The following is a 17,393-nucleotide window of genomic DNA, read 5'->3' as shown; positions in this document are numbered from 1 at the left end:
CTGAGCCTTTGCGCAAGCAACGAACTATCTCCATCGCCCTGTGGCCTGACCCGCATTGGGATCACCGATCCCCGAGACGGCCCCCACCCTGGAGTTTCCAGTGCCGAGCAATGACCATCGCACGATCCACCATGGCAGGTTTCTGCCTGGAGGCCATGCACCAAGCCTTCACCTGCCGGCCCAAGCTGGCAGCCGGCGGCGTGCGTCCCTGGCCTTCCACTGCGAGGAGTACGCTTGATGCCAAGCCAGACCTCTGCCAGCAAAGCCTACACCCGGCGACGCTGGCTCTTCATCACCGCTGTTGGCGTCCAATTGCTGGTGGCCTGCATCAGCATCGTGCTGATGACCTCGGTGCGCGTCGTGGTGGGTGGAGAGAGCCTGTGGAGCAAAGGATTCAACGCGGCAGCCTTGCACCTCAACCAGTACGCAGAAACTGGCAATACCCAGGATTTTCTGGATTTCCAGGATGCGCTGACGACACCGCTGGGCGTCGGCCAGGCGCGTGAAGCACTGGACGAAGGCGACCGCCACAGCACGCGCATCCGCACCGGCTTGCTGCAGGGAGAAAACCACCCGGACGACGTCGACACACTCTTGTATGCCCTGCCCTGGGTGTGGACCCTGGACGTGCTGGCACCCACGCTGACAATCTGGCGCAGCGGCGATGCCCATGTGCAAGCCCTCAACCAGTTGGGCAAGGACATCTACAACCACCGCAACTCAGGGCGCCCGGTGACAGACCAGACGATTGCGTCCTGGCACGAAGAAATCAACAACATCAGCACCACCGTGGTCCCGCTGGCCAAGAAATTCAACGCAACGCTGGCCAGCAATGCCCGCGATCTGGAATGGCTGCTGATCTTTGTGAACATCTTCACCGCCGCCTTGCTGTGCACCATGCACTGGCTCGCCATCCAGAAAGCGATTGTCGAAAACCGCAAAACCAGCAGCAAGCTGGAGACCGAGCGCCAGCGCAGCAGCACCACCCTGGCCGCCTTGGGCGACGGCGTGCTGAATTTGGATGAGCAGCACCGCATCCGCTACGCCAACCCCTCCGCATCGCGGCTGCTGGACCTGTCGCAAGGCCATCTGCTGGGCCAGGACATCCAGACCGTCCTGCCGTTTGCCACCGAGGTGCTGGTCAAACACCTGGCAGGCCCCAAACAGCCGGGAATGGCCCCACGCCGCGACGACAGCGTGCACTGGATCCGCCGCACATCGGGCGACAACGTGGCCGTCCACGTCAGCGCCACCACGCTAGATGGTGAAAATTCCGGCACCGTGGTGGTGCTGCACGATGTCTCGCAGGAGCAGAACTACATGCGCATGCTGCAATGGCAGCAAAGCCACGACCTGCTGACCGGCCTGGACAACCGCGCCACCTTCGAGAAATACCTGCAGCAGGTGCTGGGCAAGCACCAGGCCAGCCTGCTTCACCTGAACCTGGACCACTTCAAGATGATCAACGCCAGCTACGGCCACGCAGCGGGCGACGAGATCCTGCGCCAGGTCTGCCAGCAACTGCGCCTGGTGCTGCGCGAAAGCGATGTGCTGGCGCGCGTGGGCGGCGACGAGTTCGCCGTGCTGCTGACCCATTGCCCGCCCCATGCCTCGATGCAGTCTGCCGAGCGCTTGCGCCAGTCCATCCACAATCTCAACGTGCAGTGGCGCCAGCACAACCTGCACACCGGCGTCAGCATTGGCGTGGTGCACATCGACCCACAGCAAAGCAGCGATCCGGCCAGCCTGCTGGGCATGGCAGAAAGCGCCTGCAAGCACGCCAAGGAAAGCGGGCGCAACCGCATCACGGTCTACAACCCGCATGACCGTGCCTTCCAGCGCTACCAGGGCGACATGGAATGGGTGCAACGCCTGCGCAACAGCCTGGAAGAAGACAAGTTCACCCTGTTTGCGCAGACGGTCTACCCGCTGCACCCCGAGGACCAGGGGGGCGTGCACTTCGAGGTGCTGCTGCGACTGTCGGACGTGCCGGGCCAGCAGTTGTCGCCGTCCGAGTTCATCCCGATCGCCGAGCGCTACGACCTGATGAACCTGATTGACCGCTGGGTGGTGCGGCACGCCCTGCAACTGCTCAAGACGCACATGGCGCAAGGCGCCGACATCCGCACCTGCTCCATCAACCTGTCCGGCTCCAGCCTGGGGGACAGCGACCTCACCGAGTTCATCCGGCAAAGCATCCTGGAGTTCGGCATCGCCGGCGACAAGCTGTGCTTTGAGATCACCGAGACCAGCGCCATCGCCAGCATGGACAGCGCCATCGCCATGATCACCGAGCTGCGCAAGCTCGGCTGCCGCTTCTCGCTGGACGATTTCGGCTCCGGCATGGCCAGCTTCCGGTACCTGCAACAGTTGCCCGTGGACTACCTCAAGATCGACGGCAGCTTCGTGCGCGACATGCTCAAGAACCCCAGCAACTTCGCCATGGTGGAGGCCATCGGCCACATCGGCCACGTCATGGGCAAATCCACCGTCGCCGAGTTCGTGGGCGACCAGGCCACCTTCGACGCCCTGCGCAGCATGGGCATCGACTACGCCCAGGGCTACTACATCGCCACCCCGGTGCCGCTGGACACCGCTTACTTCCAGCACGCCCACCAAGCCCCACAGCAGCGCAGCCGGGCCACCGCCGCCCCGGCCCCACGCGACTGAGGCCGCCCACAAAAAAGCCAGCGCAAGCGCTGGCTTCTGGGGTCAGCGCCTTCAGCGCTTGGGCTTGGGTTTGCCCCCGGCCGCAGGGCGTGGCTTGACGCCGGGGCGCGGCGGCAGCCCGGTGTGCTGGGTCAGCAGCTTACCGGGACGCGGTGAATTGCCACGCACCTCGGCCCCGCGGAAGCGCACATCGCTCTTGGGCTCCATCAGGGCGTGCTCGTCCTGCTTGCGCGGGCGCAGCGCCACGGCCTTGCCATCCTGGTTGGTGGTATAGCCCAGGCCGGTCTTGCCACCTGCCGAAGGCGTGCTGTTCTTCTTGCGCGCGCTCTGGTAGCTGCCGTCCACCATGGGCTGGAAGGTCGGAATCAGGTGGTGCTTGCCGTTGCCGATCAGATCGGCACGCCCCATGGTCTTGAGCGCATCGCGCAGCAGCGGCCAGTTGTTGGGATCGTGGTAGCGCAGGAAGGCCTTGTGCAGGCGGCGGCGCTTTTCGCCACGCACGATGTCCACGGTTTCCTCGTCCCGGTCGCGCATCTCGCGGCGTACCTTGGTCAAGGTGTTGCGGCCGCTGTGGTACATGGCCGTGGCCGTGGCCATGGGGCTGGGGTAGAAGGTCTGCACCTGGTCGGCGCGGAAACCGTTCTTCTTCAGCCAGATGGCCAAGTTCATCATGTCCTCATCGCTGGTGCCGGGGTGGGCGGCGATGAAGTACGGGATCAGGAACTGCTTCTTGCCCGCCTCTTCGCTGTACTTCTCGAACAGCTGCTTGAACTTGTCGTAGCTGCCGATGCCGGGTTTCATCATCTTGGACAGCGGGCCGGCCTCGGTGTGCTCGGGCGCGATCTTCAGGTAGCCACCCACGTGGTGCTGCACCAGCTCGCGCACGTATTCGGGCGACTTGACGGCCAGGTCGTAGCGCAGACCCGAGCCGATGAGGATCTTCTTGATGCCCGGCAGCTTGCGCGCGCGGCGGTAGATGTTGATCAGCGGACCGTGGTCAGTGTGCAGGTTCGGGCAGATGCCGGGAAACGCGCAGCTGGGCTTGCGGCAGTGCTTCTCGATCTCGGGGCTGGAGCAGCCCAGGCGGTACATGTTGGCGGTGGGGCCACCCAGGTCGGAGATGGTGCCGGTGAAGCCCTTGACCTTGTCGCGGATGTCCTCGATCTCCTGGATGATCGAATCTTCCGAGCGGCTCTGGATGATGCGGCCTTCGTGCTCGGTGATCGAGCAGAAGGTGCAGCCGCCGAAGCAGCCACGCATGATGTTGACCGAGGTGCGGATCATCTCCCAGGCCGGGATCTTGGTCGCGCCTTCGTGGCTGCCCTGCTCGTCGGCGTAGCTGGGGTGCGGGCCACGCGCGTACGGCAGGCCGAACACCCAGTCCATCTCGGCCGTGCTCAGCGGGATGGGCGGCGGGTTCAGCCACACATCGCGTGCCGTCGCGCCCTCCCCGTGGGCCTGCACCAGGGCGCGGGCGTTGCCGGGGTTGGTCTCCAGGTGCAGCACGCGGTTGGCGTGGGCGTACAGAATCGGATCGCTCTTGACCTGCTCGTAGCTCGGCAGGCGCAGCACGGTCTTGTCGCGCGGCGGCTGCTTGGCCTTGCTGCGCTGCGACAGGTTGGGCATGAACTGGATGTGCCGCACGGCCGGCATCGCCGATTCAGCAGCATTTTGGCCTATCGCGCAGGCTGCGCCTGCGCTGGGCGCTACACCATTTGCAGCATCTTCCTTGGAGCAGCTCTGGCCCTGGGCCGCGGCCTGCTCGCTGGTGGTCATGTAGGGATTGATGTGGGGCTCGACCACGCCGGGCTCGTCCACCACGGAGGAATCCACCTCGAACCAGCCGTCTTCGGAGCTGCGGCGGAAGAACGCCGTGCCGCGCACATCGGTGATGCTCTCCACCGGATCGCGGCGGGCAATACGGTGTGCCACCTCGACCAGGGCACGCTCGGCGTTGCCATACAGCAGGATGTCGCACTTGCTGTCCACCACGATGGAGCGACGCACCTTGTCGCTCCAGTAGTCATAGTGGGCAATGCGGCGCAGCGAACCCTCGATGCCACCCAGCACGATGGGCACATCCTTGTAGGCCTCGCGGCAGCGCTGGCAGTAGACGATGGCCGCACGGTCCGGGCGCTTGCCACCCACGTCACCGGGGGTGTAGGCATCGTCGCTGCGGATCTTGCGGTCCGCCGTGTAGCGGTTGATCATGGAATCCATGTTCCCCGCCGTCACGCCCCAGAACAGATTGGGCTTGCCCAGGGCCTTGAAGGCCTCGGCGCTCTGCCAGTCGGGCTGGGCGATGATGCCCACGCGGAAGCCCTGGGCTTCCAGCACGCGCCCGATCACCGCCATGCCGAAGCTGGGGTGGTCCACGTAGGCATCCCCGGTCACCAGGATGATGTCGCAGCTGTCCCAGCCCAGCTGATCCATCTCTGCCCGGCTCATCGGCAGAAACGGGGCCGTGCCAAAGCGTTTCGCCCAGTACGGGCGATAGCTGGTCAGCGGCTTGGCATCGCGCTGAAAAAAGGAAACATCAATCGGTGCGTTCATCGAGGGATTTCGTGCGGGAAAATTCAACCTGCCAGTGTACGTTTGACCCTCCAACATTGGAGGCTGTAGGCTTATAGCGCTGCAACCCGGCCATGCGCTGGGCGTACCCAGACCTGCCCGGCTGCGCCGCCTTCCCTTTTTCGCCTCTTCATCCAACCATGAGCATTGTCGTCTTTCACCTGCACAACGCCCAGCCCGCTGCCGAAGCCCCTGTCTGGGTGCCGCAGTGCCATGCCTACAGCGACAGCGCCATGACCCAGGCGCTGGCCCACTGCCAAAGCCTGCGCGCCGACCCGCGCAACGCCCATGTCTGCATCTCGTCCGACCTGAGCGAGATGGTCGGCACGCTGGGCGTGGCGGCGGTGGAGAACGGCCGCACTCCCGATGGTGAACCCTACGACTGGAGCAAGGCCGGCCGCGCCGGGGCCGTGCGCCGCCGCTAGGCGCCGGACATTCATCATCAAATCGGCGTTTTGCGCAGTACCAGCAATCGCTGACTGCTATGGTTCTCGTCAGCCCTGAGCGAGAGAGTCGACACCCAGGGCGTGGCGGCGGTGGAGAACGGCCGCACCCCCGATGGCGAACCCTACGACTGGAGCAAGGCCGGCCGCGCCGGTGCCGTGCGCCGCCGCTAGGCGCCGGACATTCACCATCGAATCAGCGTTTCGCGCAATACCGGCAAGCGCTGAATGCTATGGTTTATAAATTTTCTTGGGGCGGTTTGTCCACCGCGGCCTTCCAGCCGAAATGCTGCAAGCCCGGCAGGGCGGCCTGCGCGGCGGCATAGCCCGCGGCCACGGCCTCCTTGGCGCGGTGAAAATCCAGCAGCCCCATGTCGGACAGCCTGGGGGCAATCACCAATTCCGGCGGATCGCCCGCCATGCGGCTGCGCGTGATGCGCATCTGCATGATGTTGACGCTGGTCATCGCCACATCCAGCAGCGAAGGAATGGGGATCGCATCGCTGGCCTGGGTGGCGCGCCCGGCACGCCGCCCCCGCAGGCGGCTTTGCAGGCGCGCCACCCAGGCCGCGCTGTGCGCATCCACCACCTCCGCCGGCTGACCGGCCGTCTCGTCGGGGTGCGTCGCCACCACCCCCAGGGGGTGCATGTGGCGGTGCAGCAAGCTGGCGTTCAAATCCACGGCGATGACAATGTCCGCCCCCATGGCGCGCGCCAGCGAGGCCGGCACCGGGTTGACCAGGCCGCCATCGGCCAGCAGCCGCCCCTCGCGCACCACCGGGGTGAACAGGCCCGGCATCGCGATCGAGGCCCGCACCGCGTCGGCGATCGAGCCATGGCGCAGCCAGACCTCAGCGCCCGAATGCAGGTCCGTGGCCACGGCGGCAAACGGCAGGGCCGAATCCTCGATGTTGAAATCCGCAAAATTGCGGCGCCAGAAGCTGATCAGCTTCTCGCCCTTGAGCATGCCGCCCGACAGGTTGAAGTCCATGAAGCCGAAGACATCGCGCATGCCCAGGCTTTGCACCCAGTCTGCAAAACGCTCCAGCTCGCCGGCGGCATAGGCCGCGCCGACCAGGGCACCGATCGAGGCGCCACAGACCACATCGGGGCGGATGCCGGCTTCGTCAAGCGCCTGCAGCACACCGATGTGCGCCCAGCCGCGTGCCGAGCCACTGCCCAGCGCCAATCCAATCTTCGGGGTGCGCCGGGCCAGTGTCATGCTCAGTTCTCCGTAGCGTTCAGCAGCGCCAGCATGCCGGCTTCGTCCAGTACCGGCACGCCCAGTTCCTGGGCCTTGGTCAGCTTGCTGCCGGCCTCGGCCCCTGCGATCACATAGCTGGTCTTCTTGCTGACCGAGCCGCTGACCTTGGCGCCGGCCGCCTCCAGCAACTCCTTGGCGGCATCGCGCCCCAGGGTGGGCAGGGTGCCGGTCAGCACCACGGTCTTGCCCGCCAGCACCTGCGGGGCTTTTTCCGCCGGTGCGCCCTCGTCCCAGTGCACGCCGCAGGCGCGCAATTGCTCCACCACCTCGCGGTTGTGGGGCTGGGCGAAGAAGGTGTGGATGCTTTCGGCCACCACCGGCCCCACGTCACGCACCTGCAGCAACTGCTCGACGCTGGCATCCATGATGGCGTCCAGCGTGCCGAAATGGCGCGCCAGGTCCTTGGCCGTGGCCTCCCCCACATGGCGGATGCCCAGGCCGAACAGGAAGCGGTTCAGCGTCGTGGACTTGGATTTTTCCAGTGCTGCCAGTACGTTTTGGGCCGATTTTTCGGCCATGCGATCCAGCGAAGACAGCGCGGTCAAGCCCAAGCGGTACAAATCCGGCAAGGTGCGCACCACATGGCCATCCACCAGCTGGTCCACCAGCTTGTCACCCAGGCCTTCGATGTCCATGGCGCGGCGCGCGGCAAAGTGCAGGAGGGCTTCCTTGCGCTGGGCCGGGCAGAACAGCCCGCCGGTGCAGCGGTGGTTGGCCTCGCCGGGTTCGCGCACCACCTCCGAGCCACAGATCGGGCAGGCCTGGGGCATCTGGAAGTTGGGCACGTAGACCGGGCGCTCGCCGGGCACCTTGCCCACCACCTCGGGGATCACATCGCCGGCGCGCCGCACGATGACGGTGTCGCCCACGCGCACGCGCTTCTTGCGGATTTCAAACAGGTTGTGCAGCGTGGCATTGGTCACCGTGACCCCACCCACACTGACCGGTGCCAGCCGCGCCACGGGCGTGAGCTTGCCGGTGCGCCCGACCTGCACGTCAATGCCTTCCATGACGGTGGGCATTTCCTCGGCCGGGTACTTGTGCGCCACGGCCCAGCGCGGCTCGCGCGTCACAAAGCCCAGCTGGCGCTGCAAGGCCAGGCTGTTGACCTTGTAGACCACGCCGTCGATTTCATACGGCAGGCTGGCACGCTGCTGGCCCAGCTCGGCATGGAAAGCCACCAATTCAGGAGCACCCCGCGCAATGCAGACCTGCGCTGCCACCGGAAAACCCCAGGTGCGCAGCTGCTGCAGCAAGCCATAGTGGGTGCTGAACACCGGTCCTCCCTGCTCGGGCGGCGTCACCTCGCCCACGCCGTAGGCAAAGAAGGACAACGGCCGTTGCATGGCGATGTGCGAATCGAGCTGGCGCACCGAGCCCGCCGCCGCATTGCGCGGATTGGCAAACAGCTTGCCGCCGGCGGCTTCCTGGCGCGCATTCAACGCCTGGAAGTCGGCACGGCGCATGTAGACCTCGCCGCGCACTTCCAGCACCGGGGGCACGCCGTCCGGCAGGGTCAGGGGAATCTGGCGGATGGTGCGGATGTTGTGGGTCACGTCCTCGCCCACCTCGCCGTCGCCGCGCGTCACGGCGTGCACCAGGCGGCCCTGCTCGTAGCGCAGGCTCATCGCCAGCCCGTCGAACTTGGGCTCGGCCACGTACTCCACGGGCGGCGCGGCCAGGTCCAGCTCCAACTCGCGGCGGATGCGTGCATCGAAGGCCTCGGCACCCGAAGCCTCGTTGTCGGTTTCCGTGCGGATGGACAGCATGGGCACCACGTGGCGCACCGGTTTCAACCCCTCCAGCACCGCACCGATGACTCGCTGCGTGGGCGAATCCGGCGTCTGCAGCGCGGGGTAGGCGCCTTCCAGGGCCTGCAGCTGCTGGAACACGCGGTCGTACTCCCCGTCGGGCACCGAGGGCGCATCCAGCACATAGTATTCATGCGCCCACTGGTTCAGCTGGGCACGCAGCTGCTGCACCTTGGCAACAACGGTTTTAGGAGCAACAGGCGCAGGCTGCTCGGGCGCTGGAGCGCCAAAAAGGTCCAGATTGTCGTGCATGCCGCCTCAATTGAACAGACGGCGCGCCAGCATGGAGCCGGCCGACAGTTCACGGCTGTCGAGCTTGTCGTACAGCTTTTGCAGGTCGGCCTCGATCGGGTCCAGCACCTGGGGCAGCAGCTGGTAGCCGTTCTGGTCGCACAGCATGCCGTCCATGCCTTCGCACAGCACCTGCACCACCTGGCGCAGGCGTCCAAACGGCTCCTCGGTGCGCGGCACCTGGGGCACGTCCAGGCTCAGCCAGACCTCGTGCACGGCGGTTTGGTCCAGGTTGTCGGCCTGGGCCGCCTGGGCGTCATAGGCCAGGGTCAGCAGCGGCGCATGGCCGGGCGTTTCGGACGGCAGCAGCATGCGCCCGGGCATGGTGGCCGGCACGAAGCCGACGGCCGCAGCGTGCTGCTCGATGTAGCCCGGGCTCCAGGCCGCGCGGCGCGGGCGCAGCATGAAGCTCAGCTGCGCATCGTGCTCGCCAGCGAACTGGTCCAGCTCGCGCGCGCGGGCCACCTCATGCAGCATGTCGGGCAGGTCCACGGCGGCATTCAGCGCATCGCCAAAGCCCTGCACCTTGGCCACGAACTCGGAAAACTCGATCTCGTTGAGCGCCCCCAGGCGGTTGGCCAGCTGCACCCCGGCCTGAAACGCCGTGTAGCGCTGGCCGGCACGCACGGTTTCCCATTCCTGGGTCGCGGCGTTCAGGCCTTCGATGCGGAACTGCTTGCTGCCGGCGCGGCGCGTGGTGGGCTGCACCATCAGGGCGGCATCGCCGGTGACCACGTGCTCCACGCGCAGCGGGGCAATCGCGTCGATCAGGCCATCCAGCGCCAGCTTGCGCTCGGCCGCCGCCGCGGGCGACACGGCCACGGCCGCACCGCCATCCACCGCGGCCGTGGCCGGGGCGGCGTCCAGCGCCGGATCGGCGGCCAAGATGCCGGCCTGCGCCTCTTGCGCGGGCGCGGTGTCCATCAGGGGGTCGACCACCGGAGTGCGGTGGCTGGGTGGCAGATCGGTGACATCCACACCGTCCAGGGCCGGGTCGAAGCGCGAATGCCCCTCGCCCAGGCGCGTGTCCCCATCGGCATACTGCGCGCGCTTGGGGGCATTGCGCCGGTGGGTCCAGGTGTTGTAGGCCACGATCAGGCCCAGCAGGATCACCCCCACCACGGCCAGACTGATTTGAAGGGTACTCATGGAATTGCTTCGTCCCGTAATCCGTTGACTCAGGCGTGGGCCATGGACAGGGCCGATTCCATGTCCACGGCCACGATGCGCGAGACACCTTGCTCCTGCATCGTCACACCGATCAGTTGTTGCGCCATCTCCATGGCAATCTTGTTGTGGCTGATGAACAGGAACTGGGTTCCCTTGCTCATGCTGGCCACCAGTTTGGCATAGCGCTCGGTGTTGGCGTCATCCAGCGGCGCGTCCACTTCGTCCAGCAGACAGAACGGCGCGGGGTTGAGCTGGAAGATGGCGAACACCAGCGCAATCGCCGTCAGGGCCTTTTCGCCACCCGACAGCAGGTGGATGGTCTGGTTCTTCTTGCCGGGTGGCTGGGCCATGACCTGCACGCCGGAATCCAGAATTTCATCGCCGGTGATGATCAGCTTGGCCTGCCCGCCACCGAACAGCTCGGGGAACATGCGGCCAAAATGCTCGTTCACCGTGTTGAAGGTGCCCGACAGCAGCTCGCGCGTCTCGTTGTCGATCTTCTTGATGGCGTTTTCCAGCGTGGTCATGGCCTCGGTCAGGTCGGCCATCTGGGCATCCAGGAAGGTCTTGCGTTCCTTGGCCAGCTGCAGCTCTTCCAGGGCCGCCAGATTGACCGCGCCCAGGGCCGCGATCTCGCGGTGCAGGCGGTCGATTTCCGACTGCAGGCCGTGCAGCTTGACATTGCCCTCGAGGATGGACTGCGCCACCGCCGCCAGGTCGGCCCCGGCTTCGGCCAGTTGCTGCTCGTACTGGGCACTTCCCAGCGAGGCGGCCTGCTCCTTGAGCTGGAATTCGGTGATGCGCGCGCGCATCGGGTCCAGCGCGCGTTCGATCTGCACGCGGCGCTCGTCGCTGGCGCGCAGCTTGTTGGTCAGGTCTTCGTAGGCGCTGCGCGCGGTGGCCACGGCCTGCTCGCGCTCCATCTTCAGCGCCAAGGCATCCTGCAGCCCGCCCTGGGCGGCGGCATCGTTCAGGCGCCCCTGCTCGGCCTGCGCGCGCTCGCGCTCTTCCAGCAGCGCCTTGGTCTGCTGCTCGGCGGTTTCCAGGGTGCGCTGCAGCTCGCCCTGGCGGGCCTGCATGCTGCGCTGGCTGAACGTGGCTTCCTGTGCCCGGCGCTCCAGCGTGCGCAGCTGCTCCCGGCTTTCGGCCAGCTTGCGCTCGGCCTCGATCACGCGGTCGTCCAGCTGGGCGTGCAGCTCCTGGCTGTCGGCCAGTTGCATGTCGAGCTCTTCAAAGCGCGCCTCGGCGGCCACGGCGCGCTCCTGCAGCTCGTCCAGCGCGGCCTGCACCTCGGCCACGTCGGCCTCGATCTGTGCGGTGCGCGCGCGCGCCTGCTCGGCCTGCTGCGTCAGGCGCAGCATGTCCACCTGCAACTCGTGCGCGCTCTGCTTGGCCTCGCTGGCCTCGCGGCGCGCGCTGACCAGGCGCTGCGAGGCGTCGCCATAGGCGGCCTCGGCCTTGGCCAGGGCGGTGCGGGTCTCTTCGCTGATCAGGGCCTGGGCGCGCAATTCTTTTTCCAGGTGTTCGATCTCCTGGGCGCGCGCCAGCAGGCCGGACTGCTCCGAATCCTGCGCATAAAAACTCACGCTGTGCGCCGTCACGGCATGGCCGGTGGGCACATAGATGGTGTCGCCGGGCCGCAGCTGCGCCCGGTGGCTCAGCGCCTCGTCCAGCGAAGCGGCGGTGTAGCAACCGGCCAGCCATTCGCAGAGCACGGCCTTGAGGCCCGCATCGGTCACGCGCAGCAGGTCGGCCAGCAGGGGCAGGCCCTGGCTGGTCAGCGCAATGCTGGCGTCGGGTCGGGAGTAAAACGCCAGGCGCGCCGGCGGTGCGTCCTTGGCGCCGGCCCCGAGGAAGCCGCGCACCATGTCCAGGCGGCTGACTTCCAGCGCGCCCATGCGCTCGCGCAAGGCTGCTTCCAGCGCGTTTTCCCAGCCGGCTTCCACGTGAATCTTGGTCCACAGGCCCTGCAGGCTTTCCAGCCCATGCTGGGCCAGCCAGGGCTGCAGCTTGCCATCGGTCTTGACTTTCTCCTGCAGCGCCTTGAGGGCTTCCATGCGCGCGGCCAGCTCGGCCTGCTTGGAGGTCTCGGCATTCAGGGCCTGCTGGCGCTGGCGCCGCTCGTCATCGAGCTGGGGCACGCTGTCCTGCAGCTCCACCAGCACCGCCTCGGCCATTTCGGCCATCTCGGCGGCGTCCGCGTACTGGGCGCTGACTTGCTGCAGCCGGTCTTCGTCGGGGGCAGCCAGCGCATTGCGATCGTTGCGCAGCCGCTCCAACCGGGCTTCGTGCTGGCGGGTTTGCTCGTTCAGGCTGCGCTGCTCGGCGGCCAGCACCTGGATCTGCTGCTGCACCTGCACCACCTGCTGGCGCTGGGTATTGGCCTTGTGCTGGGTGGCGCGCAGCGCGTCTTCGAGGTCCGGCAGGCGCTGGCTCTGCTCTTCCAGCTGCGCGGCCAGCATTTCGGCCTGCTCTTCGGCATCCATGCCGCTGGCGGCCAGGTGCTCCAGCTCGGCATCGGCATCGTCCTTGCGCTGCGCCCACTGGGCAATCTGCTCGGCCAGCTGCTGCATGCGCTGCTCGACACGCTGGCGGCCCTCGACCACGTAGCGGATCTCGGCCTCCAGCTTGCCCACCTCGGCCGTGGCTTCGTACAGCCGCCCCTGGGCCTGGTTGACCTGGTCGCCGGCCTCGTAGTGCGCCTGGCGCACGGCTTCCAGGTCGGCCTCGATGTGGCGGATTTCCGCCATGCGGCTTTCCAGCTCGTTGACGGCCTGCAGGCCTTCCTGGCGGATCTTGGCCAGATCGCCCTCGGCGTCCTGCTTTTTCAGGAACCACAGCTGGTGCTGCTTGAGCGTCACGCTGGACTGCAGCGTGTTGTACTGGGCCGCCACCACGGCCTGCTTTTCCAGCTTGTCGAGGTTGGCGTTCAGCTCGCGCAGGATGTCCTCGACGCGCGTCAGGTTCTCGCGCGTGTCGCCCAGGCGGTTCTCGGTCTCGCGGCGGCGCTCCTTGTACTTGGACACGCCGGCCGCCTCTTCCAGGAACAGGCGCAGCTCCTCGGGCCGCGACTCGATGATGCGGCTGATGGTGCCCTGGCCGATGATGGCGTAGGCGCGCGGGCCCAGGCCGGTGCCCAGGAACACGTCCTGCACATCGCGGCGACGCACCGGCTGGTTGTTGATGAAGTAACTGCTGTTGCCATCGCGCGTGAGCACGCGCTTGACGGCGATTTCCGTGAACTGGCCCCATTGGCCGCCCGCGCGGTGGTCGCTGTTGTCAAACACCAGCTCCACGCTGGAGCGGCTGGCCGGCTTGCGGTGGGTCGTGCCGTTGAAGATCACGTCCTGCATGCTCTCGCCGCGCAGCTCGCTGGCCTTGCTCTCCCCCAGCACCCAGCGCACGGCATCCATGATGTTGGACTTTCCGCAACCGTTGGGGCCGACCACGCCGACCAACTGGCCCGGCAGCAGGAAGTTGGTGGGTTCGGCGAAGGATTTGAAGCCGGAAAGCTTGATCGAATTAAGGCGCACGGAGGTCGGGTCGGAGAAGCAGACGTGGCAACAGTGGAAACCAGGGGCCGATGATAACGCGCCTGCTTACAACTGCCGCCCGGGCTTCGGCGCGGACTTTGTAACAAAAAAGGCTTTTGCGCAGGTGCAGCCAGCGCGTTCAGCTCTCAATTCAGGAGTTAACGGTCCGCGAGGGTTCTCACACCGGGCGCGGCGCCAAGGCGATGATGGCCATGCCGCACAGGCAGACGGCGACGCCGGCCCATTCCCAGGCCGTGGGCCGCAGGCCGTCCACCAGCCACAGCCAGACCATGGCCACGGCCACGTAGACACCACCGTAGGCCGCATAGACCCGACCAGCGGCGGCCGGGTGCAGGGTCAGCAACCAGACAAAGGCCACCAGGCTGGCGGCGGCCGGCAGCAGCAACCAGGCGCTGCCGCCCTGCTTGAGCCACAGCCACGGCAGGTAGCAGCCCACAATCTCGGCCACTGCCGTCGCCACGAACAGGCCCGCCGTCTTGAGCAGCCCCCCCAGGCTGCCCACCCAAACCACCTCAGACATGGCTGCGCTCCGAACGTGCCGCGCCGTAGGCCCGTGTCCAGGTCTCGAATTCCGCAATCGGCTTGGGCTGACTGAACAGGAAGCCCTGCCAGTAATGGCAGCCGCTGGACGCCAGGAATTCGCGCTGCGCCTCGGTTTCCACGCCTTCGGCGATCACCTGCAGGCCCAGGCTGTTGCCCAGGGCGATGATGGAGCGGGCGATCGTGGCGTCGTTGGCGCTGGACAGCACCTCGTAGACAAAGCTCTGGTCGATCTTGAGCTTGTCCAGCGGCAGGCGCTTGAGGTAGCTCAGCGACGAATAGCCCGTGCCGAAATCGTCCAGCGAAAAGATCACGCCCATGGCCTTGAGCTGCACCATCTTGCGGATGGTGTCCTCGACATCGGCCAGCAGCATGCCCTCGGTCAGCTCCAGCTCCAGCATGCGCGGCGGCGCACCGGTGACGCGCAGGGCCTGCTGCACCTGCTCCACAAAGCTGGGCTGGTAGAACTGCCGCGGGCTGACGTTGACCGACATGGTCAGGCCCGCCATCTGCGGGTCCTTTGCCCACTGCGCCAGCTGGCGGCAGGCGGCGTACAGCACCCATTCGCCCAGCGGCAGGATCAGGCCGGACTCTTCCGCCGCCGGCACGAACACACTGGGGGAGATGAAGCCCTTGACCGGGTGCTTCCAGCGCAGCAGCGCCTCGGCACCGATCACCTTGTCCTTTTGCACCTGGGGCTGGAAGTACAGGTCGAACTCATGGCGCTCCAGGGCCAGGCGCATGTCCTTTTCCATCTCGACCCGGGCACTGACGGCCTTTTGCATGCTGGGGTCAAAGAACTGCAGCGTGTCGCGGCCCGCGCTCTTGGCCTGGTACAAGGCCAGGTCGGCACGCTTGAGCAGCTCTTCCACAGTGTCGCTCTTGCCGCTGAACACCACGGCGCCCATGCTGACGGTGACGTGAAAGTCCTGCGCCCCCAGGTAGAACGGTGTGCGCAGCGCCTCCAGCACCGCGCAGCCCACCTGCTCGGCGCGGCGCCCGGCCTCCAGGGACTCGCTGGGCAGATCCTCCAGGACCACGGCGAACTCGTCGCCCCCCTGGCGCGCCAGGGTGTACTGGCCCGCGATGCAGTTGCTCAGGCGCGTGGCCACCAGGCGCAGCAACGCATCGCCATGCTGGTGACCCAGGGTTTCGTTCAGGGATTTGAAATTGTCGATGTCCAGCAGCAGCAGCGCGCCCTTGCCCCCACCCGGGCGCTGGCAGCGCGCCACGGCCTCGGCCAGCCGCTCCAGCAGCAGGCGGCGGTTGGGCAGCTGGGTGACGGTGTCGTAAAAGCCCAGCCAGCGGATTTCCTCTTCCGCGGCCTTGCGCTGGCTCAGGTCCACAAAGCTCAGCAGGATGCGCCCGCCCAGGAAGCGGCCCGACACCTCGATGGGCAGCTCCTTGCCGTCCTTGCTGCGCAGCAGGTATTCGGCCGCCGGCATGTTGACGCCGGTGGGCACCACCTCGCAGCGCCCGGCGTTCAGGCGCTGCAGCAGCGCGGCATGCTGCATGGCGTCCACGCACAACAGGCGCCACAGCGTGGTTTCGTCGGCCATGTCGCACTGCGACCAGCCGGTCATCACCTCGAACTGGTGGTTCACGAACTCAATGTTGCCGCTGGGCCCGACCACCACCAGCCCCACCGGCATGTAGCGCAGCATTTCGCTGGAATAGGCTTCGCGCGCGTGCAGCTGCGCCTGCAGGATCTGGCGTTCGGTCACATCCAACAGCAGCACGATCTGGCGGCCCATGGACTGGCCGGTGTTGTCCACCACGGGCGAGACCCAGACCTCGGTCCAGACCTCGCTGCCATCGGCGCGCACCATGCGCTGCGTCACCGTGAAATGGGCCAGACGGCCGGCTGCCAGCGCGCCTTCCAGGCGCTGGAACTCGGGGCGTTCCTCGGGGTGCAGGATCTGGTAGAGATCCATCGTCTCCAGCGTCTTGGGGTCATAGCCCACAACATCAGAGAAGCGGCTGTTCACGCTGAGGTAGCGGCCGGTGCCGGGCTCGATCTCGGCCACGCCGATCGCCGACTGGTGCAGCAACGCCTTGAGGCGGTCGCTTTGCTGGCGCAGCAAGTTGTGCTTGACGCGGGTCTGGAATTGCGCACGCAGCCGCTGGTGCGACAGCACGGCCACCAGGGCCGCCAGCACCAGGGTCGCGCCCAGCCCGCCAATCCCGACAATCATGGGGTAGGCGCTTTCCAGCGCCGACAGCACCTGGGGCTGGGGGGCAAACTCCAACGACCAGATGCGCCCCCAGACCAGCAGCTCATGCTGCACCCTGGGGGCGGTGCCCGGCAGCTGCGCCCAGCCCTCGCTCACATAGATGGGCAGGCTCGGTGCACGGCTGGTGGCACTGCGGTGCGAAGCCGAGCCCTGGTCCTGGATCGACACCAGCCCCTGGTCCAGACCCCCACGTTCCATGAAATGTTCCAGCAACTGATCGGCACGCAGGCCCATCGCCAGAATGTCGCCCTGGTGCACCGCGGCGGAGCGGACCGAGGCCGGCCACACTGGCATGCCGATGACCACCCGCTGCGGCGAGGCGTCGCCGCCCAGCACCGCGAACGGCTCGCTCATGCTGGGCTCCAGGCTCTCGGGCAGCCGGGACCACAGCTGGGTCAGCGCTTCCAGGTGCTGGGCGCCCTCACCCATCCAGACATCGGTGCTGCGGGTGGGCCAGACATCGGACATTTCATAACCAGCCACGGCCGAGGGCATGCGCCGCACCAGGCTCAGGAATTCCACGCCCGGATAGCGCTGCGCATTGAGTTGGGGCAGCAAGGGCGACGACAGGCTCTCCGGCGATTTGCCGAGCACGGCCATGCCATAGACCAGCTCGCCGTAGGCATCCATCTTCTGTTCCAGCGAGCTGCTGAACTGCAGGGCCTGCTGCTCCAGGCGCTCCAGTGTCATGCTGGCCCGGTGCGCTTCCAGGGTGTGCCACAGGCCCAGACTCAGGGCACCACCCACTACGCAGACGGTCGCGGAAAGCCACCACAGTTGCAATCGCTGTCGGAACTTAGAGCGAAGTTTCATGAATCACTAGAGCTGTGCCGCAATACAGGTAT

Annotated in this window: 9 protein-coding genes; 2 read left to right on the top strand and 7 right to left on the bottom strand. The window is 66.6% G+C overall.

Features of this window, described 5'->3' with window-relative positions; all coding sequences use genetic code 11:
- Positions 1 to 237 precede the first annotated feature (237 nt).
- Positions 238 to 2,670, top strand: coding sequence for a putative bifunctional diguanylate cyclase/phosphodiesterase (locus tag KAQ61_RS06135; protein ID WP_210930801.1), 2,433 nt, complete (start codon positions 238 to 240; stop codon positions 2,668 to 2,670).
- A gap of 51 nt (positions 2,671 to 2,721) precedes the next feature.
- On the opposite strand, the gene KAQ61_RS06130 is transcribed toward KAQ61_RS06135, so the two are convergent.
- Positions 2,722 to 5,223, bottom strand: coding sequence for a YgiQ family radical SAM protein (locus KAQ61_RS06130; protein ID WP_210930800.1), 2,502 nt, complete (start codon positions 5,221 to 5,223; stop codon positions 2,722 to 2,724).
- 158 nt (positions 5,224 to 5,381) lie between these two features.
- Here KAQ61_RS06130 and KAQ61_RS06125 point away from each other — a divergent pair, with 158 nt between their 5' ends.
- A complete protein-coding gene (locus KAQ61_RS06125) occupies positions 5,382 to 5,666 on the top strand; it encodes a hypothetical protein (RefSeq protein ID WP_045266704.1) in 285 nt (94 codons plus the stop codon).
- 256 nt (positions 5,667 to 5,922) lie between these two features.
- Here the strand turns inward: KAQ61_RS06125 and rssA are convergent, their stop codons facing one another.
- From rssA to KAQ61_RS06095, 6 genes are all read right to left on the bottom strand, one after another.
- Positions 5,923 to 6,906 (bottom strand): patatin-like phospholipase RssA, encoded by a 984-nt coding sequence (gene rssA / locus KAQ61_RS06120; protein ID WP_210930799.1) that lies wholly within the window; start codon positions 6,904 to 6,906, stop codon positions 5,923 to 5,925.
- Between the two features lie 2 nt (positions 6,907 to 6,908).
- The gene (gene ligA, locus KAQ61_RS06115) at positions 6,909 to 9,011 is read right to left on the bottom strand and encodes an NAD-dependent DNA ligase LigA (RefSeq protein WP_210930798.1); all 2,103 of its coding nucleotides are present in this window, start codon (positions 9,009 to 9,011) and stop codon (positions 6,909 to 6,911) included.
- Between the two features lie 6 nt (positions 9,012 to 9,017).
- Positions 9,018 to 10,199: a cell division protein FtsZ gene (locus tag KAQ61_RS06110; protein ID WP_210930797.1), complete on the bottom strand. Its 1,182-nt coding sequence runs from the start codon at positions 10,197 to 10,199 to the stop codon at positions 9,018 to 9,020.
- A 29-nt stretch (positions 10,200 to 10,228) separates the two neighbouring features.
- Entirely contained in the window at positions 10,229 to 13,753 is a 3,525-nt protein-coding gene (smc, locus tag KAQ61_RS06105) for a chromosome segregation protein SMC (RefSeq protein ID WP_210930796.1), read from the bottom strand.
- Between the two features lie 178 nt (positions 13,754 to 13,931).
- The gene (locus KAQ61_RS06100; RefSeq protein ID WP_420839388.1) at positions 13,932 to 14,294 is read right to left on the bottom strand and encodes a YnfA family protein; all 363 of its coding nucleotides are present in this window, start codon (positions 14,292 to 14,294) and stop codon (positions 13,932 to 13,934) included.
- Positions 14,287 to 17,361: a bifunctional diguanylate cyclase/phosphodiesterase gene (locus tag KAQ61_RS06095; RefSeq protein ID WP_210930795.1), complete on the bottom strand. Its 3,075-nt coding sequence runs from the start codon at positions 17,359 to 17,361 to the stop codon at positions 14,287 to 14,289. Before KAQ61_RS06095 ends, KAQ61_RS06100 begins: the two co-directional genes overlap by 8 nt.
- Between the last annotated feature and the right edge of the window lie 32 nt (positions 17,362 to 17,393).

Source organism: Comamonas aquatica (genome assembly GCF_018064205.1).
Classification (GTDB): Bacteria; Pseudomonadota; Gammaproteobacteria; order Burkholderiales; family Burkholderiaceae_C; genus Comamonas; species Comamonas aquatica.
This window is presented reverse-complemented; position numbering and strand designations above follow the sequence as displayed.

What these genes read in the sequence shown, in the direction of transcription:
- KAQ61_RS06125 (WP_045266704.1), top strand. Translation starts at nt 5,382, where the DNA reads ATGAGCATTGTCGTCTTTCACCTGCACAACGCCCAGCCCGCTGCCGAA.
- KAQ61_RS06110 (WP_210930797.1), bottom strand. Translation starts at nt 10,199, where the DNA reads ATGAGTACCCTTCAAATCAGTCTGGCCGTGGTGGGGGTGATCCTGCTG.
- KAQ61_RS06130 (WP_210930800.1), bottom strand. Translation starts at nt 5,223, where the DNA reads ATGAACGCACCGATTGATGTTTCCTTTTTTCAGCGCGATGCCAAGCCG.
- KAQ61_RS06100 (WP_420839388.1), bottom strand. Translation starts at nt 14,294, where the DNA reads ATGTCTGAGGTGGTTTGGGTGGGCAGCCTGGGGGGGCTGCTCAAGACG.
- KAQ61_RS06135 (WP_210930801.1), top strand. Translation starts at nt 238, where the DNA reads ATGCCAAGCCAGACCTCTGCCAGCAAAGCCTACACCCGGCGACGCTGG.
- KAQ61_RS06095 (WP_210930795.1), bottom strand. Translation starts at nt 17,361, where the DNA reads ATGAAACTTCGCTCTAAGTTCCGACAGCGATTGCAACTGTGGTGGCTT.
- ligA (WP_210930798.1), bottom strand. Translation starts at nt 9,011, where the DNA reads ATGCACGACAATCTGGACCTTTTTGGCGCTCCAGCGCCCGAGCAGCCT.
- rssA (WP_210930799.1), bottom strand. Translation starts at nt 6,906, where the DNA reads ATGACACTGGCCCGGCGCACCCCGAAGATTGGATTGGCGCTGGGCAGT.